Here is a 22083-nt window from a genome sequence, read left to right as displayed (position 1 = left end):
GAAGAGCTGAAAGCCGGTGTTATTTGGGGAATCGGGTAGGACTTGATGAGTCAAATTTATCGTAAGGATAATCCTGAAACCACTGGTGAAAGCGCCGTCGCGGTCGAATGATTTTCCAGCCTTTTGGCGTTTTGGGCTCTTTATCGATCAGAAGCATTTGGCGGAGCCACCATCCAGCAAAAATTCCTACCCACACCAATAGACTGACAATTATGGCAATTTCTACGGTCATCACATACTCCTTTCCTTTGTGCATGAAGGATGGGAACTTGACGTTGATGAGAGCATATCAAAATTGGGCGATGGCGTCTAGGGATGACAGAAACAGCAAAGCATGATTGAATAAATTTATGCAACGAAATAAGATTACAGTGCTTTTATGGTTAGCAGTCTTTATGGTGTCCATGCTCCTTGCTCCGACTTACGTGGTGCATCTCTTTAATGAGATGGTGAGTCATGATTTGGAATTTTGGGGACATCGTTATCCGGTTTTACAATTGATTTGGGTGGTGGGAGGTCTGCCGATAACCACGTTGCTGGTAATCTACCGAGCAAGTGGATATTTTGGGCGTGAACCCGCTAAGTGGCGTGTTTTGGGGATTTTTATTTTAGGCAGTGTCACAGAACTCCTGGTCAAACATTTTGTGGCGACACCATTTCCCCCGAATGTGCCTCCGCCAGCAGGATATCGTCAACTCATTGTTTGGACCAATGTCGAACCGTCGACGGTATTCGCATGGTTACGTCAGTTAAATCCTTCGGCAGGGGTGGGTCACCATCTTGCTTCACACCTTTTGCGTGGGTCGTTTCCGAGTGGCCATGTATTTCGCATCACATATGCCTATGGTCTTTTTTTGTCATCCAAATGGCGGGTGGTGATAGCAGGTGTTGCGGCATTCTGTGTGGTAGCGACGGGAGGTCATTGGATCTGGGATGCCGTTGGAGGTTATGTGTTAGCGTCATTGGGGCTGGAATGGACAAGTACAGAATCTAAAGGCAGGGTCATAGTGAATGGCTGATGACTGGGCAGAGGATGAAGAATTTCGTCGGCTACGTGAAAAAATTTTACAATGCCACCGATGCGATCTGCGAACAGCGGCTCATGGCGTCGTGTTTGGTGAGGGCGACAGCCATCATCCCCCTTTGGTTTTCATTGGCGAAGGACCGGGAGCCGAAGAAGATCGCTTACTCCGCCCTTTTGTTGGTCCAGCGGGACAATTGCTGGATAAAATGTTACAGGCTGGCGGTTTTGATCGGTTTCATGGAGTCTATATCCTTAATGTGGTCAAATGTCGGCCTCCCCACAACCGAACGCCAACCCGCGAGGAACGTCTAGCGTGCTGGCCTAATTTATCAGCCCAATTACGTTATTTGTCTCCACGTATAGTGGTATTACTAGGGTCTACGGCTGTGCAAACATTGCTGGGTATTGCCTCCTTGCGTGCGGCACGGGGCCGGTGGTTTGAGCGTGGTGGAGTCTTTTTCCGGGCCACATTTCATCCTGCGGCCTTACTGCGAAACCCCGAGTGGAAAATTTTGGCTTGGGACGATATGAAAGTCATTATTGATAAGTACCGCGAATGCATTAATCCCGCGCACTATTCCCCATTTTACCCGGTTCCTGGAGACTAAATGAACATATCCCGGTGTGAGAGTGGTTTGTAACTGACAGGACATCCCGCCACTAAAAGCCCGAACCCGTTAAGAGATAGCCTGCAATCGATAGGATCATAAGGCCGGCCCACAATGCGGTATAGACAACCTTGTGCCAAAAGGGAATGGCATTATAATCGCGACCCGGATTATGCTTAATGCGACCGATAAAATTCCAAATGATAAAACCGAGAATGATCACTGTCAACGGATCCACATGAATCTGCCCGGTAAAGGGACTATAAAAAAGAACCACAACCAAACCTAATAAACCTATAATCCAGGCTTTCCATCCCAAAAAGGATACGGTGCGTCCTCCGTCCAGCGGTACGATGGGAATTAAATTGAAAATATGCATGAAAAAACCAAATAATGCGAGCCAACGCAAGGCTGGGATATGGATGATCTCGTAAACTCCCAAGGTTAAAAGGGTGGCGAAAAGTCCAAAGATGGGACCGGCAATCCCAATAAACGCTTCGTCATCTGCATTGCGGGGCATTTGTCGCAAATTAATCATCGCGCCGAGAAATGGTATAAAGGTGGGCCAGGATGCGTCTAAATGTTTTAGACGATTTGCTAACACATGACCAGTTTCGTGAATAGCAATAATGATGGCAAGTCCGATACCAAACACCCATCCGAAAGCTAATCCATACAACAGCATGGATATCACGAGACTGCCAAAAGCCAGAAAGACTTTCGCCTTATAAAGCAGGGCAAAAAATGACAGAATGGAATTTGTCCATGACTGCCTGGGTCTAGACGGTGCGGGGTTTAGTGGTTCTTGTTCGTGATCTAGAGAAAAGTTCCAATCCATATGAGGTTCTTTGTCATGGGGTTCCATGTGGCTGATCTCCTTGCTCAATAGGGGAATCGGGATAGGTAATCCAGTCACTAAAACTACCGGCATATAAGAGTGCAGGGATCCCTAACAGGGATAAAGCAAAGATATTGGAGCATGCCGAGACTCCTGATCCACAATAGACAATCGGTGGCGTATTTATAGCCAGCACCGGAGCAAAATGCTGTTGCAAATTTTCTAGTGTCCGGTATTCTGCCGGTGAAGCATAGACCGCCTTATAATCAAAGTGTTGGGCGCCTGGTATTCGCCCTGCAACGGGATCAATCGGTTCATAATATCCCATGTACCGTTCATAAGAGCGTGAATCGATTAAGGGATAACGGCCCAGGTGTTCTAACACAAAATCGCGGTTTACCACCCATTGAGATTGCGGAGTCAAGGTGGGCCTCTCGGATAGGTGGGGACGGGGAATATCGGCACTCACCGGTAATCCAGCATTGAGCCAGCCTTGAAATCCACCTTGGAGAATAATAACCTCCTTATCTAGGCCAAAGTAACGGGCCAACCACCAAAAGTGTGCAGCCCCAGACCCATCACTGTCATATGCGACAAGTGTTTTGTCGGGTGTCCAGCCTATATGTGACAATACAGATCCGAACTGATCAGCACAGGGGAGGGGATGCCTTCCTCCATGTTGTCCCTTTGGTGCACACAAATCGGATTCCAGATCGAGAAAATAGGCTCCAGGAATGTGTGCCTGGGCATAGTCTTGAGCTGCCTGAGTAGGCTGGGTTAAATTATACCGGCAATCGACAATGATGATCTCATCAGGGTTTTGAGTTGCTAACCATTTTGGCGATTTTAATGGCATGATCTACTGACCCTTTCTGATGGTGTTCCTGATTTTTTAGACGGTCCATAGGTGGGCAATGGACAATGTGTTTGAGCCGGCCAGATTTTTCGGTGTAATATACGGGCCAAAAGACTCGCAACTAAGGGATAAAACGCAATGATGATGAACCAAGGGTTCACGAAACTCGCCATCACACCAAGCATTAATAACGTTTTAGACCAGGGCGTACACATTCCGAAATCCCTCCTCTTTATCTACAAATTATGCGCTGTCTTAAGAGGATTGTCTAACGGGTAAAAAATCTCCAATCAATATAAAGGAAATAAAGGTAAGGCAAGAGAATATACGGATTCAAGGATCAGAAATATCTCACATATTAAGCAATTGAAATTTACGATGAGGAGTTGAGGTATCATGCGTCCCAAGTCTTGGGCGATGAGTATATTGACCCTGTCTTTTGCTGTGATTTCCCCGTCATTATCGTGGACTTCAGCAACCCAGGCCCTTGTCCATGCTCCACGGTTAAAGTTGGCTCCTCCTTCCCACCGTACCAGTAATTACGGGTGGGCATCCAGTAACTGGTCAGGTTATGCGATTACTAATGGACCCTACTCGTCGATTACCGGCCAATGGATTGTTCCCACCGTGTCCCCCAGTCATGGATCCACCTATTCATCGGCTTGGATTGGGATCGATGGCTTTAATAACAGTGATTTAATTCAAACCGGCACGGAGCAGGACTATGCCCAAGGGAAAGCACAGTATTCTGCATGGTGGGAAATTTTACCAGCTGCCGAGACCGTGATCAATGAGCCCGTCTCTCCTGGAGACGATATGTCGGCATCGATTGTTAATGATGGTGGGGGCGTTTGGACGATTACCTTAAAAGATTTGACGAAAGGTTGGACTTTTTCCACGAACCAAGCCTACTCGGGCCCGGGTTCCTCTGCAGAATGGATTTTAGAAGCGCCCACTATTGGTGGACATATCGCTACGTTAGCCAACTATGGGCAAACCACGTTTAATCCGGGTACAGCCAATGGGCAAAATCCCGGATTGGTTAGCCAAGATGGTGGGGTCATGATCCAAAAAAATAAGCAGGTTTCGACTCCGTCGCTGCCAGACAGTGATACCGACGGATTTAACGTCGCGTATGGTTCAGTGGCCCCATCTCCACCCAATTCATAAAGAAAGGCTCGCCCTTAGGGGGAACATGCTTGATAGAGACCATGGAACTTGATACAGTCCTTGGTATACAATGCGAAGCATTAAGATTCCAGGGAGGTTACCATGGTCTCAATATTTTTGGTTCTTGGCTCCGTTATGGCCCTTTTATCTGTGGCACTCGGGGCTTTTGGTGCACATGCTCTCAAAAATCGATTGGATAGTACGCGCTTGGCCAATTACCAAACGGGTGTACAGTATCAAATGTATCACGCGGGAGGATTAATCGTTACGGGGCTTCTCAGTCATATCATCGCCCAAAGTACTTTGCTCACATGGGCCGGATGGCTTTTTCTCGCGGGGATTGTCTTATTTTCCGGGAGTTTATATATCTTATCCATTTCCGGTCAGAAACGGTGGGGCATGGTAACCCCTTTTGGTGGACTGGCGTTTATTATAGCGTGGGCCTTTTTAGCAGTCGTGGCCAGCCACGTGGTGTAAGTAAAATTTGGCGAATCGGCAGAGAATGACCCGTATAAAGACATCATGCGCTGCGAATACTGTAGTGATTGAACAGAAGTGGGAGGTGCGAAGATGAACCTTGTGGAAAAGGTGATGCTCGCAGGCCAGCCCTTAAATGCCGATCAATTACGTGTGCTGTTGGCAGGATGTGATGTCTTTGTGACGCAGTCAGAAGCCCAATGGCTTTATTCTCGCTATGCTCATCTGAAAGTTCAGCACAAGATCGATCGTGCTCTATCCCGATCGTAAATCTTATGAGTGAGGATGAATCGATAATGGCTTTGCGGTGGGTTGGACGACTCATTGTGGGACTGATTGGACTTGCCCTCTTATTTGTTCTAATACTTAAAATCATACTGGGACCACAATTTCAAAAACCGATTGTTCAACTTGCACGTCCACGTCTGCCATATTTTTCGCATGTGGTTGTCATCATGATGGAAAACCATGGCGATAAAATTTTGCTCAATAATCCCCACGCAAAATATATTAATCAATTGATGAACACGTGGGGATTTGACACGAATTATTTTGGGGTTACGCATGTAAGCCTACCGAATTACGTCGCGTTGTTATCAGGTTCTACAGGAGGAACACACAGCGATAGCCCCATACAACGGTTTCATCAAATGAGTTTGCCTCAAGAGCTAAACCAGGCCAATATTAGCTGGCAAGCCGTTATGGAAAGTATTCCGTCCTCTGACTTTAACGGGAACTGGTATCCGGATCATTTACCGAAAAATACCGCCCCGATTGTTCCGCCTCCTGATGCACTATATGCTAAAAAGCATAATCCTTTTGCCTTATTTCCAGCCTTAAAGCCAAGCCGGGCAACTCACACCATAAATTTAACCCAGTTTCGTCAGGAACTAGCGTCCGGCCATATTGCTCAATTTACCTGGATTACACCGAATTTATGCCATGACATGCACGGCCAAGCCTCGGGGCCGGGTGCTAGTTGTCCGACGAGCAACCCCACGTTGCTGATCGAAAATGGCGACCATTTTCTTCAACAGTTGATTCCGGAGATCATTCATTCGCCGAGCTGGAATAGTCACTCAGTAATTTTTCTCACGTGGGATGAGACCAATGATCCCGCCAACTTTTTATCACCGACCGATCTCCGCGAGTATTTGGCTCCCGGTCCGGAGGCTCCGGTAGTGCCTGTTGCCGATATTGCTATAGGAGGCGGTAAAGTACCTTTATTAGTGCTGTATGGGCGTCATCCTCATCGTTTGCAGATCAACTTGTGGGCCGATCATTACAGCGTGCTCAAGACAATTGAAGATAGTTGGGATTTGCCATATCTTGGCCATGCACAAGACGCGGATGTGCCCGTATTAACTCCATTTTTCCCCGAAAAGAAAACATCCTCGACACGCTAATTAAGGCGTGGGAGGATGGCAGGCGCGGCAATGATAAATTATTCCTTATTGTAATCACGGTATAACATAGGCGCCAACACCGCAATTGCACCGATAAATGCGATTCCGACCACTGCGATAACCAGAAGGTCACCCGCTGTAATCATCGCAATCCCTCCTTCACACCCTGAATTGAGTGCACTTCAGGTTTCAAAATCTAGTTATATTGTATCACGAAATCCGCACACATTACTATGGATTCAATGGATTATACACCAATTTGCCCGAATATCGGTGGAATAAGGATGTGCGGGACTGAACAAAATACTATCACTATGGACAAAACGAAAACATCTAGCAGGATAAAACAACCAACACAATCCAGACTTGTTAGTAACAAATATGGTTCAGGAAAGCGCGTGAAGGTTCCCCGCGATATTAACGCGACCCGTCTAACGTTGATGACGGTAGGGGGAATCATGGGTTCGGGTTTATTCTTAGCAATAGGACAAGCCATTCGATTAGCGGGTCCTGCCATTGCAATTTCATTGTTAATTGGAGTGACGATTATGGCCTTGGAAGTCGCAGCCCTTGCTGAAATGGCTGCGGCTGACAGGGAACGGGGATCGTTTTTGGCCTTTGCTCACCATGCGTTAGGACCTGGGGCCGCCTTTGTTGGGGGATGGATTTTTTGGTTTTCCAGTATCCTTAATATCTCTGCTGAAGCCACTGCGGGCGCCATTTTTACGCGTCTTTGGTTTCCACAAATTCCGGTTTATGTTTTTAGTGTGGGCTATGCCTTGATCGTTGTGGGGATAAACTTTTTAACCGTGCGCGGGTTTAGTACCGTGGAGTCATGGATGTCTGGCACGAAGATTACGGCGACGATTCTCTTTATTTTGGTTGGCATCTTAGCGATTGCAGGGATTTTGCCAGTTAAACATCCGGTGGGGATCCGGGGATGGTATGCCATGCCGAGCTTTTTTCCACACGGCATTAAAGGAGTGTTAGCCGCTATGGTGCTCGTGCTATTTTCGATGTCGGGCACGGGCGTGCTGGGTCTCGCGGCACCCAATGTGAAAGATGCTGAAACGACCATTGCCAAAAGCATTCGCAATACCATTATCGCCATTTATATTTTGTATGTCGGAGCAGCCTTGGCCTTAACCTCGATTTTGATCTGGTATACCGTTCCCACAGCACAAAGTCCCTTTACTGCAGCTTTACGCACCCTTCCGTGGGGATGGCTGGTCAATGTCTTTAATTTGGTAATCCTCTTAGCGGTGCTGAGTGCGATGAATGCCGGACTATTTGCAACAGACCGAGTCCTTGCCACGCTCGGCAGAATTCATGCAGCCCCAAAAGTGGTGGCAAAGGAATCACACGGCATTCCCCGGATGGCGAATCTTGTGACGGGGATTTTATTCGTGGTGATTAGTGGTTTGGCCTATTTTTTACCAAAAACGGCTTATTTATATCTGGTCACCGCGACCGGATTTCAAGCCTTATTTATCTGGGGCTTAATCATTGTGACGCAAATCGTCTACCGGAAGATCTTGTTAAAAGAAGGAAAGGACTTGGAATTCCGGTTAAAAGGATATCCCTATTCCTCCATTTTAGCGGTGATTCTTATTGTCGGTGTCATTGCCACCGCTCCATTGGCGCCGCATGAAATGATCTCTTTGGAGATCAGTATTGGAGCATCGGTGATATTTTTTGTGGCGTATTTGCCGGTTCGCGCAAAGCGTTTAAAGCAGCAGCACGAAAAATGAAGGACCCTCTGTGTCGTCGAATTTTGGTGTGTTAGAATGAATGCTGATCCTGCGCGAGATAACCGGAGGATTTGAGGTGCGTATAATTGGGGAAGAAGGGACTATGTCGTGAAAATAGGTTTGCCTACAGAAATTAAACCCGACGAAAATCGCGTGGCCTTAACGCCGGCCGGAGTGATGGCGTTAACCCGAGATGGCCACCAAGTGCTTATTCAACAAGGCGCGGGACTTGGAAGCGGTTTTTCCGATGACCAGTACCGTAATGCGGGAGGAACCCTCGTGCCCACGGCAGAAGACGTATGGACCGGGGCCGAAATGGTCATTAAAGTCAAAGAACCGTTGCCCGAGGAGTATCGGTATTTTCGAAAGGATTTAGTGCTTTTTACATACTTGCACTTGGCTCCTGAGCCAGAACTGACGCAGGCTCTGGTGGATTCAGGGATAACGGCCATTGCTTATGAGACGGTGCAAGCAGCTGATGGGTCACTACCTTTGCTCACGCCAATGAGTGAAGTGGCTGGCCGGATGGCCACGCAGATTGGTGCTCATTTCCTTGAGAAACCTCAAGGGGGCCGGGGGATTCTGTTAGGAGGAGTTCCGGGAGTTCTGCCTGGGTCTGTTCTGGTTATCGGGGGTGGAATTGTCGGAACGAATGCTGCGCGGATTGCGTTAGGACTCGGTGCGGATGTGACGATTGTCGATATTAATGCAGATCGTCTTCGGCAATTAGATGACATGTTCCATGGACATGTCCGGACCCTCATGTCAAACGAATACAATATTGCAGAGGCAGTCAAAACTTGTGACTTGCTTGTGGGAGCCGTTTTGATTCCTGGTGCTCGGGCTCCGCATTTAGTGAGTGAAGCCATGGTAGCCACGATGCAACCTGGCTCTGTGATTGTGGATGTGGCTATTGACCAGGGAGGATCAATCGAAACCATTGATCATGTGACGACTCATAGTCATCCTACCTATGTCAAGCACGGGGTGGTCCATTACGCGGTGGCGAATATGCCTGGAGCGGTAGCCAGAACCTCTACATTGGCTCTTACCAACGTGACACTGCCTTACGCCAGACTATTGGCAAAATACGGCGCGGTGGAAGCGATGCGGCGTGATCCCGCTTTAGCCAAAGGGCTAAATGTTTATCAAGGAGCGATTACGTTCAAAGCGGTGGCTGAAGCTCATCAAAAACCGTATGTTGCTCCTCAAGAAATCTGGTCCTAAATTACTCATTTTATTGTCACATGGGCTGACCCTCAAGAGGTGTTGAGGGTCAGTTTTTTTCGTATAAAATCCGTTGCAATTTTTGTGGCTTAGGAGTTTTCAGCAGGAATTGTTTTAACATCGTCGAATGGTTAACATAATCATTTTATTTCCTGGATAATGAGGCGAAAAACTGTGAATCAACGGATCGATGATTTTTTGGATTACTTACGGTATGAACGAAACCTCTCTGCCAATACGATTGAGTCGTACCACAGAGATTTAACTGATTATATGGATTTTGTAGACACCCACGGGTGCCAAGAAGATGAGCAGAGTGTGATTAACTACTTGCAATTCTTACAACAGGAACACCGCGCTCCAGCCACGCAAGCCAGGCGACTGGCTGCCATTAAAGCCTATTATCGTTTTGTTGTCAATGACCAAGGGCTGAGCAATGACCCGACGGAACTATTGTCTGCTCCAAAACTTAATAGACGGCTTCCTCATGTTTTAAGTATTGAAGAGGTTACACGGCTCATTGAGGCGCCTGATTTAAGTACCGTGAACGGTATGCGTGACCGGGCAATGTTAGAATTGTTGTATGCCACCGGAGTACGTGTCAGTGAATTATGTCATTTGACCATGAATGATTGGTGGTTAGACCCGCCGAAAATCCGGTGCCTAGGTAAAGGATCCAAAGAGCGTTATATTCCCCTCGGAAAACTTGCGGCCGAATGGTTGATGCGGTATGTGGACGTGGCTCGACCTCAGTTAATCAAAGATGTACAGGAACCCACATTATTTCTTAACCGGCAGGGGAAAGCGTTAACCCGTCAAGGATTTTGGAAACTGCTTAAAAAATATGCTGTCAACGCTGGCATCACAAAACCGATTACGCCTCATATGATTCGTCATTCCTTCGCAACCCATCTGTTAGAAAACGGGGCCGATTTGCGTGCTGTGCAAGAAATGTTAGGACATCAAGATATTTCGACTACGCAAATCTATACCCATGTCAGCCAAAAACGTCTTCGTCCGGTTTATGACCAGACTCACCCACGGGCTTAATAGCCGGGTCATAAGCTTTAAGTAGCGGACCGTATTGCATGAATTCCCACTCTTTTGCCCCATACTATCAGCCAGACAATCTTGTGGGGAGGGTGAAAGATGGGGCTTCGAGGAGGCCTAAAACGTCTTCGTTGGATTATTAGCACGGTTTTTGTGTTGAATGTCGTTTCGACACCGGTAATCTTTGCACAAACAGTTACCGAACCTCCATCTGTACAGGCAAAGGCAGCGGAATTAATTGATGCCAATTCGGGTCAGGTTCTTTATGCGAAAAATCCTAATGAAGAACTTCCGATGGCGAGTGTGACAAAGTTAATGACCTTGTATTTGGCCGTTAAAGCGATTGAGCAGCATCAGATTAGCTTAAGGGATTTAGTGCCGGCTGATGAGACAGCATACCGTATCGGCGGGTCACAAATTTGGTTGGAACCAGGAGAACGTCTTAGCGTCGATCAAATGTTAAAAGCGGTGGCGATAGGTTCCGCGAATGATGCCTCTTATGCGCTCGGAGCATTTATTGGAGGGTCCGAGTCGGCATTTGTTCAGAAAATGAATCAAACGGCCCATCAATTGGGGATGTTGCACACGCATTTTGTTAATCCTCATGGGCTGCCTGCGGCAGGCCATTATACCACGGCGCACGATTTAGCTCTATTAGGCCAGCAGGCCGTAAAAATGCCGTTGCTCCTCCACTACACGTCTATGTGGGAAGATCGCAGTATCCGTAATGGCAAAGGCGGGACGTTGTGGCTTGTGAACCACAACCGATTACTTCGAACATATCCGGGCTGTGACGGGCTAAAAACCGGATTTACCCATGAGGCGGGCTATTGTATGGTGGCTACGGCCAAAAGGGATAACACTCGCATGATTGTGGCCATATTAGGGGCACCGACGGGTAAGGCGCGGGCCCAAGACGCCGCGTCTCTGATGTCCTGGGGATTTCAAAACTTTCGCACTACATCAGTCGTAAAGGCGCATGAAATCTTGGGACGGGTACGGATTATTCGCGGTACTAAGCCCTATGTCGACGCAGTGGTTGATCATGCGGTGGCGATTACCCAGCCTAGTACAGCAGGACGCCTTCAATCTTCTAAGGAATTGCCGGAAGAAATTGCAGCCCCTGTCCAAAAAGGCCAAATTTTAGGTTACCTAACGGTGACCAGTCAAAAACAGGTTGTCCGACGCATTCCCATCCGGGCTAGCCAGGGTGTAGACAAAATTACGATGGGACAACTGACATGGCGATATTTATGGAAGCTCTTTAGTTAAAGGTCCGGCAGGATAGGAGGAGAGCTATGGATTTATATGCGGTTAAAGATCAGTTAGAAGATATGGTGTCAGATTTGCGCCAGCAGTTGGCAGTGAAAGAAACGGATTCAGTGCACGCGTTGAGTGCTTATGACAATCATCCCGCCGACTTAGGTACTGATACCTTTGAACGGGAATTGGATGTAGGCTTAGAACGGGGATTAGCTCACCACCTTGCGGAGGTAGAAAGAGCTCTCGAAAAGATTGACGAGGATAGTTATGGCATTTGTGATGGCTGTCATCAGCCTATCGATGCTGAGCGTCTTGAGGCGCGCCCAGAGTCTGTCTATTGTTTGCAGTGCCAACAAGAACAAGAACAGGGCTATGTGCCTGTTGCGCATCACGTGATCCCTATGCCCTTTGGGGACCGACCCGATATTCATCATGGCGATGTGGAAACAGATGGGGAAGATATCTGGCAAAGTGTCGCACAATGGGGAACCTCAAATAGTCCTCAAGATACTCCGCCAGCCGTGGATTACCATGAAACGTATGTCGGATTTGATGAACCGGTGAGTTTTGTCGAACAAGTCGAATCTGTTGTCGATGAACAAGGCGAGCCGCTTTTGGATGCGGCACGCGAGAAAATGAAGCGTCAAGCCCGAAGTACCGACAAGGAAAGTGATGAATATCCGTTTTAAGGCGGCCAAAAGCCGCCTTTTTTCGCAGCCGCAAGCGTGTATGATAATGGTCAGGAAAATATTGGATTTTCGGGAGGATTGTTTATGACCATTGTCCATACGATTCAGGGGAACCGGATTCTGGTCGCCATTCACGGTGATCTCGATTTAACGACTGCAGCTCCCCTGCGTGAAGCTTTAGATGAATTATTGGACCGCTACCGGGAAAAAGCGCTAGTGTTAGATCTATCCGAAGTCGAGTTTATTGACTCCTCTGGTCTCGGGGTCATCCTCGGACGATACCGCCGGATGGGAAACCGAACCTTGTCTCTTGTTGGAGTGAGGCCCAGCGTGAAAGCTGTGCTGGAGCTAGCCGGGATTACTGCTATCATATCGGTCACCGATGCTGTCAAGCCGGCCGTGAAGGATCAACATGTGTAAGAGCCATGAACATGTCTTAAGCGAATTTTCGTGCTCGCTATTTTATGATGGGACTTAGGGATTATTCCGGATCATTTTTGGACCAAGGGACTATTCCATCTCTAGGAGAACACATGGTGTTACCCAAAATATTAAGCTAGGAGGAACTTTGAGTGAAAAATACGATGCAAATGCGATTTTTATCGGTACCTGACAATGTGGGGCTAGCCCGGGTTGCCATCGCAGCATTAGCCGCTCAGGCACCCTTTTCCCTATCCGATATTGACGAAATCAAAGTGGCCGTGTCCGAAGCCGTCTCTAATGCGATTATTCATGGGTATAAAGGAAAACCCGACGGTTGGGTTGAATTAACGGGAACGCTCGATAAACTCGGATTAACCATCGTGATCGAAGATTTTGGTGTTGGCATTGCCGATATTGAACAAGCACGACAGCCGTCATTTTCTAGTGATCCCGAACGAATGGGACTCGGATTTGTATTTATGGAGTCTTTTATGCATGGGCTTCATGTGGAATCGACAGTGGGAAAGGGCACCCGCGTCGAAATGCAACGATTTGCAACGATTCAAGGAGAACTGTCGCGCGATGCCCAATGAAGGCCAAACACATTGGCACTCGCCCCGCGACGAAGCCCAGTTATATCGCTTAGCCCAAGCAGGAGATCTGACGGCGCGGGAAGAGTTAGTGGAGCGACATTGGAACTTAATCTGGCATATTGTCCACCGGTTTCAAGGCCGGGGCTATGACCCTGAAGATTTATTTCAAGTGGGAGCTATTGGCTTACTCAAAGCCATTGATCGTTTTGATGTGGACCGAGGATTAAAGTTTTCGACATATGCGGTACCGTTGATAATGGGGGAAATCCGCCGTCATATGCGCGATGATCAGCCCATTCGGGTGGCACGATCCTTACGGGAATTGGGAATGCGGGTCGAACAGGTGCGTTCAATATTGTCGCAGCAGCTAGGACGGGATCCGACACCCCAAGAAGTCGCTGAAAAAATGGGCGTAGATCCTAGCGATATTGCAGAAGCAATGGAAGCCATTCGAGCCCCAGCCTCTCTTAACCAACCCATCGAATCACTAAGCGGATCGGAAACGCATTTGGGCGATACGGTGCGCGATGATGTGGGAGAATCCGATTGGTTGGAACAAATGGCACTAAGTCAAGCATTTGGAGCCTTGGACGAACGAGAGCGCTTTATTTTGCGCGCACGCTTTGTTGAAGGACGAACCCAAACCGAAGTGGCGCGGCGGTTAAATGTCTCGCAAGTGCAAATCTCACGATTGGAACGCCGTGCCCTGGACCGTTTAAAATTGGCCTTGAACGATGATCCGCCACCTGATCCCGGTGAGGGATAAAAAAATCGGTGTTTGGAACATACTACTCCTGAACCCGTGGGTTGCAGGAGTTTTTCTTTGCCAGTTGTTATGTCATCACTGGATGTAGGAGGGAAGTCCATGGCCAATCAAGCCAGACAGTTAAGTCAGGAAATGCAAGATTATCAAAATATGGCCAGTCAGATCCGTCCGAAAAAGCCGATGCTAAAAAATGCGATTACGGCATTTTTTGTTGGCGGTCTGATTTGCGAAGTCGGTCAGGGAGTCCAATGGTTTTTTATGCAACAAGGTATGAGCGCCAAAGAAGCCACTTCTCCCACGACCGTAGTGATGATCGGACTCGGGGCATTATTGACCGGATTAGGATGGTATGACCGGATAGTGAAGCGTGGAGGGATGGGAGGATCATTGCCCATTACCGGCTTTGCTAATGCCATGGTCGCTCCCGCCATGGAATACCGCACCGAAGGGTTAGTATTGGGCGTTGGTGCCAAATTGTTTACGGTAGCAGGACCGGTATTAACCTATGGATTAGCCGCAGCCTTTGTGGTCGGATTGATTCGATATTTACTAACGGGGGTGGCTTAAGTGGGTGTGCGTCGCCGGTCAGCATCGAGCTATGCATTTGATAACGTGGTTATTCGCTCTGCGGCGGCTGTTGTGGGGCCGAAGGAGGGGGAAGGCCCGTTGGGCTCGTACTTTGATCGGATTTGGCCATCTGAACTCAATAATCATTCAAGTTTTGAAGTTGCGGAACGAGCTTTGTTGATTGAAGCGCAAAATCTCACTTTGAAGAAAGGAGAGCAAGATTGGTTTAATGTGGACGTTGTCATGGGCGGCGATCTCTTAGATCAATTAATCTCGACCAATTTTGCTGCCCGTGAACATCAAAGACCTTTACTGGGACTTTTTTCAGCTTGTGCCGTGTTTACTGAAGGTTTGGGTCTGGCGGCTTTGGCCATTGCCGGCCATGGGCCTAAAACGGTTTTGGTCGGGGCAACGAGCCATCACATGGCTGCTGAACGGCAATTTCGCTATCCTATAGAACTCGGCTATCAACGCACTCCAACGGCAGGATGGACGGCCACAGCGGCCGGAGCGTGTCTGTTGTCTGCAACGTCGTCCGTGGATTCGGGAGATATTATCGTGGAAGCAGCAACCTTTGGCCGGGTTGTGGATTGGGGATCGAAAAACCCCAATGACATGGGTACCGCGATGGCTCCAGCAGCATTTGACACCATTAAACGACATCTCGAAGACTTTGACCGGGATATTTCAGATTACGATCAGATTTATACGGGCGACTTGGGTGTGTTGGGTGTTAAGCTGCTTGATGCTTTAGCGAGTAAAGAAGGATTGGATTGGTCTCATCGACTGAATGACTGCGGGCGGTCCTTATATGATATTGACAGACAAGATGTTCATAATGGAGGATCTGGTGCCGGCTGTTCGGCCAGTGTCTTTTCGGGTTTTCTTTATCACCAACTCCAACATGGCCAGTTTCATCGTATTTTACTCGTCTCTACAGGCGCTTTATTTTCTCCCACAAGCTATCAACAAGGTGAAAGCATTCCTTCCATCGCCCATGCTGTCGCGATCTCCCGTGCTTAACCAAATTAATCAAAGGACTCGGGAAAATAACAGCCAGGTGTGTTGATTATCAATAGGGGGTAATAGCATGACGTTTTTATGGGCTTTTGTCATCGGCGGTCTTTTATGCGTTTTGGCACAACTCATCCTAGATTTGTTTCCGGTAACCCCGGCTCACGTTTTAGTGTTGTTTGTGGTTTTAGGAGCCATCTTCGGAGGAGTAGGGCTTTATGGCAAGTTGGTCAGTTTTGCCGGTGCGGGAGCGACTGTTCCCCTACCGGGATTCGGATATACATTAGTCACGGGAATTGGGGAAGCTGTGAAGACCAAAGGGGTCTTAGGATTACTTACAGGAGGACTTACGGCTGCTGCTGGCGGGATTAAAGCAGCCGTATTATTTGGATTAACAGCGGCTTTGGTGTTTAAGCCGAAGACTTAACCATAAGGGGGATTATTATGCGTGCTAAGCCCGTCATTATTGTCACTGATGGTGATAACACGGCTTATGAAGCCTTAAAAGCCGCGAGTGAGTCGTTAAATCTCTATGTATTGGAAGAATCTAAAGGGAATCCGACTCCCCTTAGTGGCCAGGAGTTAGTCGAAGCTATTACTCGCGCTCCCGAGGAACCGGTCGTGGTTATGGTCGATGACCGGGGGGAAGCGGGGACGGGAGCGGGAGAAAAAGCCTTGGAAGTTCTCATGAACGCTCCAGAATTGAATGTATTGGGCGTTATTGCGGTGGCGGCCAATACCCATCCGGTGGACGGCGTGCCTATTGATTCCTCGGTGACAGATCATGGCCGTATCATTTCGCATGCTGTGGACAAAGAGGGACGCCAAGCCTCTTCTTCGCGCCTCTATGGCGATACGGTGGATGTCCTCGAAGATGATGCGGGGCACGTACCCATAATTGGGCTAGGCGACCCTGGTAAAATGCATGGTCACGATACTGTCGAACACGGTGTTCCCGCGACGAAAAGGGCTTTGGAAGAGATTTTGCAAAGGAGTGGGTATCATGCCCGTTAATTATATGTTGCACGGTAAAGCCATGGTCCACTCCCATGAGATTTCGCGCGATCTCAAGGCAAATGTACAGTGGCTAAAAGAATATTTAGGATATAAAGAAACGTTTGACCTGATTGTGAGAGAATTTAAAATTGGATCCCGTCAAGTGGCGTTAGTGTATCTCGATTCTTTCGTCAGTCAGACTGATTTGACCTTAATTATGCAGGAATTATTTAAAACTCCTGATGATCAGTTAAACCATCCAAGTTTGGCGATTTTGCTGAACCGCAAAATTCCGTTCATCGAAATCACCCCGGAAACAGCTTTGGATAAAACCGCAGATCAAATTTTAGCAGGACCTGCCGCCTTATTAGTAGACGGCATTACCCACGCGATCATTATGGATGTTCGAAAATATCCGGATCGCAATCCCAGTGAGCCATCATTAGAGCGTGTTTTACGGGGCCCCAAAGACGGATTTGTGGAAACCCTTATTTTTAATACGATTCTTATTCGAAGACGGCTGCGAGATCCCAATTTACGGATTGAAATTCACGAAGTGGGACGGCGTTCTCGAGCTGATGTGGCATTGATTTATATTAAAGACATTGCGGACGATTATTTTGTTCGACAGATTCGCAAACGGATTAAGGATATCAACGTAGATGCACTGACCATGTCGGAAAAAGCTCTCCAGGAATGGATTATGCATAAACCATGGTGGAATCCCTTTCCGAATAGCCGGTTTACAGAGCGACCGGATGTGGCAGCGGAACACCTGACCGAAGGACATGTTTTGGTGATGATTGACACATCACCTAATGCAATGATTTTGCCGGTATCCTTCTTCTCATTTTTGCAATCGGTTGAGGAATACCATGAAGATGTGATGGTTGGAACGTATTTAAAATGGGTCCGGTTTTTGGGCGTGGCATTGTCATGGTTTCTTCCGCCGTTATGGTACGCCATGCTCGTTAGTCATACCCACTTGCCAGATGGATGGCAGACACTGATTCATCCTACGGTCACGGAAATTCCAATCTTCTGGCAACTTATTGGCGCAGAAATTGGAGTGGATCTTCTGCGTTTGGCGCTCACATTTAGTCCTGATCCCCTGACTCAGTCGATGGGATTCTTTGGTGCCATTTTGTTAGGTGACATTGCTGTGAAAGCAAAACTGATTGACGCTCAAGTAATGGTTTTTGTTGCCATTGCCGCGGTGGGGACTTTTTCGGCTCCAGACATCGACTTTGGCATGGCCGTGCGGCTTTTGCGTATTTTTCTCTTGATTATGACGGGAGTCGGGGAGTTAGTGGGGGCACCGTGGGACGGATTTTTCCTAGGTATTCTCATTCCCCTCATCATTCTCGTTACGACCAATTCATTTGGTATGCGGTATTCATGGCCTGTGTATCCGTTAGATGGGAGTGCATTAGGTTCGGAATTTATTCGCAAACCCTTGAACCGCAAATTTTTAAGACCGTCTATTACACTGCCCATTGATAAAACGCACCGCCGCCCCAAACCCAAAGTTTAGGGGACTTAAGGGAAAAGAAATGTGGAACCTAATACAAGACGAGTCATCGCCGTATGAAAAGGTGCTGGCTCTTCTTGTATATTCATGCAATTGGACATCGCCGATGAATAAGTGGTGTCAGATCGTTGACCCTCTTGCGATCGAATGATAGGCTAAAACCAATGATCAGGACAACGGATCAATTGCAGGCCATGAGGGGGATTTGATGTTTCCGGATACTTATCAGAGGGATGAGCACAATCGGATCTCCATAGGCGGAGTACCGATTCGCCAGCTCGCAGAAGCTTATGGTACACCATTATATGTATTGGATTATGCGACAATGTTACACCGTATTCATGATTTTCAAGAGGCATTAAATGAAATGACTCCACCGGGTCGTGCATTTTATGCAGGCAAAGCCTTTTTGACTACAGCGATGGCGGGATTCTTAAATGCTCACGGCGTGGGTCTCGATGTTGTATCAGGCGGTGAGTTATATACTGCTATTGCGGCCGGCTTTAATATGCAAAACGTTGTGTTTCATGGCAATGTGAAAACAGCCGAAGAAATCCAGCTGGCGCTCAAGCATAACGTGGGATATGTAGTGGTTGATTCGCTCGATGAGTTACATCTTATCGATGAGATTGCGGCCCGCATGACCATTAAGGCGCCCGTCCTCTTACGGCTGACCCCGGGGATTGAGGCGCATACCCATGCATTTATCCAAACGGGGCAATTTGATTCGAAATTCGGATTTAGCATGAAAGATGGCATTCACGAGGAAGCCGTCAGTGTCGCGCTAGCGTCTTCACATATTGATTTAAAGGGTTTTCATGCGCACATTGGCTCCCAAATCTTCGATGAAGATCCTTTTGTCCATAATGCGGCGCGGCTGATGGAATTTATCCAGTCTTTATGGGAACAGCGCCGATTTTGGCCGGAGGTTCTGGATATCGGGGGCGGATTCGGTGTGCAATATACCGAGAAGGATGATCCTCCGGAAGTGCCGAGCATTTTGGCCCGGGTGAATTCAGCTGTTCAGGCCATGACTCCCATGGGATGCGTACCACCGGTAATATTTATTGAACCGGGGCGGGCTATCGTGGCCGAAGCAGGCGTAACCGTTTATCAGGTGAATGCTACCAAAACAGTCCCGGGTGGCAAAAACTATATCGCTGTCGATGGGGGAATGGGGGATAATATTCGGCCTGCCCTCTATCAAGCCGAATATATGGCCCAGGTCGATGGAAAGCCCATAGAGGGAGTTACAGTTTACACTGTTGCTGGACGATATTGCGAAAGTGGAGACATCTTAATTCGCGACGTCACCTTGCCTTCTGTGGAAGTGGGAGATTATGTGGTGGTCTTCGGTACCGGTGCGTACAATTATGCGATGTCGTCCAATTATAATCGTGTGCCCAAACCTGCTGTGGTTTTGGTTGCGGATGGTCACAGCCAGTTATGGGTGAAACGTGAAACCTATCAAGATTTAGTCGCGCAAGATCTGCCCTGGCGAGATCCTGCCGGCTTGCGTGATTTCCTATAGAAAAGAGGACGGACAGTGAGCGTGGCAACATCGATGAAAGATCGTGTCTTATCAGGAATGCAACCTTCTGGAGCACTTCATATTGGAAATTGGATGGGGGCCCTAGATAACTGGGTGAAAATGCAAGACATCTATGATTCGTATTTTATGGTTGCGGATTTCCATTCCCTTACCACGGGGTATCATGACACCCGTCAACTGCCTTCTATGGTCTTTAATATGGTAGTGGATTGGCTAGCGGCGGGACTGGATCCGCAACGCTCCATTATTTTTCGCCAATCCATGGTGCCGCAACATGCGGAGTTACATCTTTTACTCAGCATGATTACACCTCTGGGATGGTTAGAGCGCGTTCCCAGTTACAAGGAAAAGTTAAAAGAATTAGCACAACGCGATATCCATACCTATGGATTCTTAGGCTATCCGGTTTTAATGTCATCGGACATCATTCTTTATCGTGCCAACAAGGTTCCTGTCGGTCAAGATCAGGTTCCCCATGTTGAGTTAACCCGAGAAATTGTTCGCCGGTTTAACGGCTTGTATGGTGATGTCCTGGTCGAACCCGAAGCCGTCCTAACCGAGGCGCGTGTGCTTCCGGGATTGGATGGCAAAAAGATGAGTAAGAGTTATGGGAATACTTTGGCCCTGGGAGAACCAGCCGACAGTATAACAAAGAAAATTCGGGTCATGATGACAGATCCTGCCCGAGTAAAGCGTTCGGATCCTGGTCATCCTGATGTATGCCCTGCATTTAGTTTGCATAAAGTGTTTAGCGAGAAAAAAACCGTTGAGGAAATTGACCTTGCTTGTCGGAACGCCACCATCGGCTGTGTCGATTGTAAAGCGCTTTTGGCGGCATCAATCAATAACCGCTTAGATCCGATTCGGGAACGACGCACTCAGTGGGAAGCCCATCCTGAACAAGTGGAAGAAATTCTTCAAGAAGGCGCAAAATCAGCCCAAAGATTAGCCCAGGCAACTATGGACGAGGTTAAAGATGCGATGCATCTGAACGGCCTCCAATGATAGCCAGTGAACAGCAGGATCTGGATCCCGGCTGGGAAGAAAATGTGCAGGCACTGGCTCTTAAAGTGAGACGTCGGCCCCTTTTGGCACGGGAATTACGTTTATTACAACTGGTTCGTTTTTTGTCAGAACGTTGGCGGACAGTGAGCGATTTGCAAACGGTGAGCGAGGAAGCGCCTGTCACAGCGTGGATTATCCGACGTAAGTCAGATGTGGTATTACCCCAGGTGGAGCCGGATAGTGAACCTGAAGTCTTGGAACCAGTCGAAGAGTATGACGAGGTATGGATTGAACCAGCAACAACGGCTTTGCAACAACTTTGGCATAGCGCTCAAGCCTTTTATGCTCGTCCGGTATCGATTCAAAGTGCGCATCCTTATCGGCCCATTAAAGGGGCAACAGTGTGGAAATTGGCATGGTCTTGGCCTCGCTTGCATGTTCGCAAATCGTCCATTCCCGAACGGGTGGTGAAGGCGGAAGACGATCCGTTGGAGGTCCGCATGGATCAATTCATGCGCCGCCTTCGTTCTTACGATCAGCCTGTCCCCTTCGACCTGATGGTCAATGCCCAAGAGCCCTCGGAGGTTGTCAGCACATTTTTGGCCATGGTGCATTTATGGCATCGTCAAGAAGTTCAGGTGGATCAGCCCGGCGCCTTTGGTCCGATTTGGATTTCGCTTGGAGGATAATGCATAATGAGTCTGCAATATGATTCTATGATAATGCGAAAAATTGAAGCCCTATTGTTTACACAAAAAGATCCTGTCTCGAATGACCAACTAGCCTTATGGTTGGACATTGATCCCCTACACATTCCCAATCTTCTGGAATCCTTTCGTCAATATTTGCAAGCCCGGCAATCTGGATTATGTGTGCGTCAAGTGGCTGGGGGATATCTATTGGCCACGGCGCCTGATTTGTCGTCCTTTCTCGACGAACGCTTGGGAATGGAAAGGCCTGAACCGTTATCCGCGGCGGCTTGGGAAGTATTGGCGATTATTGCCTATAAACAGCCCATTACCCGTTTAGAAATTGAGGCTTTGCGCCAAACCAATTCGGAACGCGCTCTCGATACCCTTTTAAATCGCGAACTGATTGAACAAGTCGGTCGCAAAGAAGCTCCTGGCCGTCCCATTCTCTATGGCACCACGGTGCAGTTTCTCAAAGAGTTTGGGCTTGATTCCTTAGAGCAACTCCCTCCTTTACCGCAAGATTCTTCTATATCCGGATAATATTAGCACCCCGCGTATAATTTTCTAAGGCTTGTGACACTCTAT

26 protein-coding genes are annotated in these 22083 nt (G+C 48.0%); 23 read left to right on the top strand and 3 right to left on the bottom strand.

The window, feature by feature from the left end; translation table 11 throughout:
* Window positions 1-19 precede the first annotated feature (19 nt).
* Window positions 20-232 (bottom strand): hypothetical protein, encoded by a 213-nt coding sequence (locus tag AOA63_RS07515; protein ID WP_053959122.1) that lies wholly within the window; start codon window positions 230-232, stop codon window positions 20-22.
* A 118-nt stretch (window positions 233-350) separates the two neighbouring features.
* On the opposite strand from AOA63_RS07515, the gene AOA63_RS07510 reads away from it, so the two are divergent.
* Both AOA63_RS07510 and AOA63_RS07505 read left to right on the top strand, forming a co-directional pair.
* Window positions 351-1019: a phosphatase PAP2 family protein gene (locus tag AOA63_RS07510; RefSeq protein WP_053959121.1), complete on the top strand. Its 669-nt coding sequence runs from the start codon at window positions 351-353 to the stop codon at window positions 1017-1019.
* Window positions 1012-1632, top strand: coding sequence for a uracil-DNA glycosylase (locus AOA63_RS07505; RefSeq protein WP_053959120.1), 621 nt, complete (start codon window positions 1012-1014; stop codon window positions 1630-1632). The genes AOA63_RS07510 and AOA63_RS07505 overlap by 8 nt, the downstream gene beginning before the upstream one ends.
* A gap of 52 nt (window positions 1633-1684) precedes the next feature.
* Here the strand turns inward: AOA63_RS07505 and AOA63_RS07500 are convergent, their stop codons facing one another.
* Window positions 1685-2497, bottom strand: a complete 813-nt coding sequence (locus AOA63_RS07500) for a site-2 protease family protein (protein WP_053959119.1) — start codon at window positions 2495-2497, stop codon at window positions 1685-1687.
* Window positions 2484-3326: a sulfurtransferase gene (locus tag AOA63_RS07495; protein ID WP_053959118.1), complete on the bottom strand. Its 843-nt coding sequence runs from the start codon at window positions 3324-3326 to the stop codon at window positions 2484-2486. The genes AOA63_RS07500 and AOA63_RS07495 overlap by 14 nt, the downstream gene beginning before the upstream one ends.
* A gap of 396 nt (window positions 3327-3722) precedes the next feature.
* On the opposite strand from AOA63_RS07495, the gene AOA63_RS07485 reads away from it, so the two are divergent.
* The 21 genes from AOA63_RS07485 (at window position 3723) to scpB (ending at window position 22038) form a co-directional block, all read left to right on the top strand.
* Window positions 3723-4496 carry a G1 family glutamic endopeptidase gene (locus AOA63_RS07485; protein WP_082343823.1) on the top strand — a complete coding sequence of 258 codons (774 nt, stop codon included), beginning with the start codon at window positions 3723-3725 and terminating at the stop codon, window positions 4494-4496.
* A gap of 102 nt (window positions 4497-4598) precedes the next feature.
* Window positions 4599-4973, top strand: a complete 375-nt coding sequence (locus tag AOA63_RS07480; RefSeq protein WP_053959116.1) for a DUF423 domain-containing protein — start codon at window positions 4599-4601, stop codon at window positions 4971-4973.
* 93 nt (window positions 4974-5066) lie between these two features.
* Complete coding sequence (locus AOA63_RS19735) at window positions 5067-5243, top strand: hypothetical protein (RefSeq protein ID WP_171822647.1); 177 nt, start codon at window positions 5067-5069, stop codon at window positions 5241-5243.
* Window positions 5244-5269: 26 nt separating this feature from the next.
* Window positions 5270-6379, top strand: a complete 1110-nt coding sequence (locus AOA63_RS07475) for an alkaline phosphatase family protein (RefSeq protein ID WP_053959115.1) — start codon at window positions 5270-5272, stop codon at window positions 6377-6379.
* 398 nt (window positions 6380-6777) lie between these two features.
* A complete protein-coding gene (locus AOA63_RS07470; RefSeq protein ID WP_139061520.1) occupies window positions 6778-8130 on the top strand; it encodes an amino acid permease in 1353 nt (450 codons plus the stop codon).
* Window positions 8131-8238: 108 nt separating this feature from the next.
* The gene (gene ald, locus AOA63_RS07465; RefSeq protein WP_053959113.1) at window positions 8239-9357 is read left to right on the top strand and encodes an alanine dehydrogenase; all 1119 of its coding nucleotides are present in this window, start codon (window positions 8239-8241) and stop codon (window positions 9355-9357) included.
* Window positions 9358-9531: 174 nt separating this feature from the next.
* On the top strand, window positions 9532-10407 hold the full coding sequence (gene xerD, locus AOA63_RS07460) for a site-specific tyrosine recombinase XerD (protein WP_171822646.1): 876 nt from the start codon (window positions 9532-9534) through the stop codon (window positions 10405-10407).
* Between the two features lie 99 nt (window positions 10408-10506).
* Window positions 10507-11679, top strand: a complete 1173-nt coding sequence (locus AOA63_RS07455; protein WP_053959111.1) for a D-alanyl-D-alanine carboxypeptidase family protein — start codon at window positions 10507-10509, stop codon at window positions 11677-11679.
* 26 nt (window positions 11680-11705) lie between these two features.
* Window positions 11706-12359 (top strand): TraR/DksA C4-type zinc finger protein, encoded by a 654-nt coding sequence (locus AOA63_RS07450; RefSeq protein ID WP_053959110.1) that lies wholly within the window; start codon window positions 11706-11708, stop codon window positions 12357-12359.
* 84 nt (window positions 12360-12443) lie between these two features.
* Window positions 12444-12779 (top strand): STAS domain-containing protein, encoded by a 336-nt coding sequence (locus AOA63_RS07445; RefSeq protein ID WP_053960646.1) that lies wholly within the window; start codon window positions 12444-12446, stop codon window positions 12777-12779.
* Window positions 12780-12943: 164 nt separating this feature from the next.
* Window positions 12944-13375, top strand: coding sequence for an anti-sigma F factor (gene spoIIAB, locus AOA63_RS07440; protein WP_053960645.1), 432 nt, complete (start codon window positions 12944-12946; stop codon window positions 13373-13375).
* Entirely contained in the window at window positions 13365-14141 is a 777-nt protein-coding gene (locus tag AOA63_RS07435) for a SigB/SigF/SigG family RNA polymerase sigma factor (RefSeq protein WP_053959109.1), read from the top strand. Before spoIIAB ends, AOA63_RS07435 begins: the two co-directional genes overlap by 11 nt.
* 99 nt (window positions 14142-14240) lie before the next feature.
* Window positions 14241-14708, top strand: a complete 468-nt coding sequence (gene spoVAC, locus AOA63_RS07430; protein WP_053959108.1) for a stage V sporulation protein AC — start codon at window positions 14241-14243, stop codon at window positions 14706-14708.
* On the top strand, window positions 14709-15731 hold the full coding sequence (locus AOA63_RS07425; protein ID WP_053959107.1) for a stage V sporulation protein AD: 1023 nt from the start codon (window positions 14709-14711) through the stop codon (window positions 15729-15731). It begins immediately after the preceding gene.
* 67 nt (window positions 15732-15798) lie between these two features.
* Window positions 15799-16149, top strand: a complete 351-nt coding sequence (gene spoVAE, locus AOA63_RS07420; protein WP_053959106.1) for a stage V sporulation protein AE — start codon at window positions 15799-15801, stop codon at window positions 16147-16149.
* Window positions 16150-16166: 17 nt separating this feature from the next.
* On the top strand, window positions 16167-16736 hold the full coding sequence (locus AOA63_RS07415; protein WP_053959105.1) for a stage V sporulation protein AE: 570 nt from the start codon (window positions 16167-16169) through the stop codon (window positions 16734-16736).
* Window positions 16726-18252 carry a spore germination protein gene (locus tag AOA63_RS07410; protein ID WP_053959104.1) on the top strand — a complete coding sequence of 509 codons (1527 nt, stop codon included), beginning with the start codon at window positions 16726-16728 and terminating at the stop codon, window positions 18250-18252. Before AOA63_RS07415 ends, AOA63_RS07410 begins: the two co-directional genes overlap by 11 nt.
* A 205-nt stretch (window positions 18253-18457) precedes the next feature.
* Complete coding sequence (gene lysA, locus AOA63_RS07405) at window positions 18458-19780, top strand: diaminopimelate decarboxylase (protein WP_053959103.1); 1323 nt, start codon at window positions 18458-18460, stop codon at window positions 19778-19780.
* 33 nt (window positions 19781-19813) lie between these two features.
* Complete coding sequence (trpS, locus tag AOA63_RS07400; RefSeq protein WP_053960644.1) at window positions 19814-20806, top strand: tryptophan--tRNA ligase; 993 nt, start codon at window positions 19814-19816, stop codon at window positions 20804-20806.
* Window positions 20803-21495, top strand: coding sequence for a hypothetical protein (locus tag AOA63_RS07395; protein WP_053959102.1), 693 nt, complete (start codon window positions 20803-20805; stop codon window positions 21493-21495). Before trpS ends, AOA63_RS07395 begins: the two co-directional genes overlap by 4 nt.
* Window positions 21496-21522: 27 nt before the next feature.
* Entirely contained in the window at window positions 21523-22038 is a 516-nt protein-coding gene (scpB, locus tag AOA63_RS07390; protein WP_053960643.1) for an SMC-Scp complex subunit ScpB, read from the top strand.
* The last annotated feature ends 45 nt before the right edge of the window (window positions 22039-22083 follow it).

The sequence above is a fragment of the Sulfobacillus thermosulfidooxidans genome (assembly GCF_001280565.1).
GTDB classification, from domain to species: domain Bacteria; phylum Bacillota; class Sulfobacillia; order Sulfobacillales; family Sulfobacillaceae; genus Sulfobacillus; species Sulfobacillus thermosulfidooxidans_A.
The sequence above is the reverse complement of the archived record's forward strand: the minus strand, read 5'-3'. Positions and strand labels throughout refer to the sequence as shown.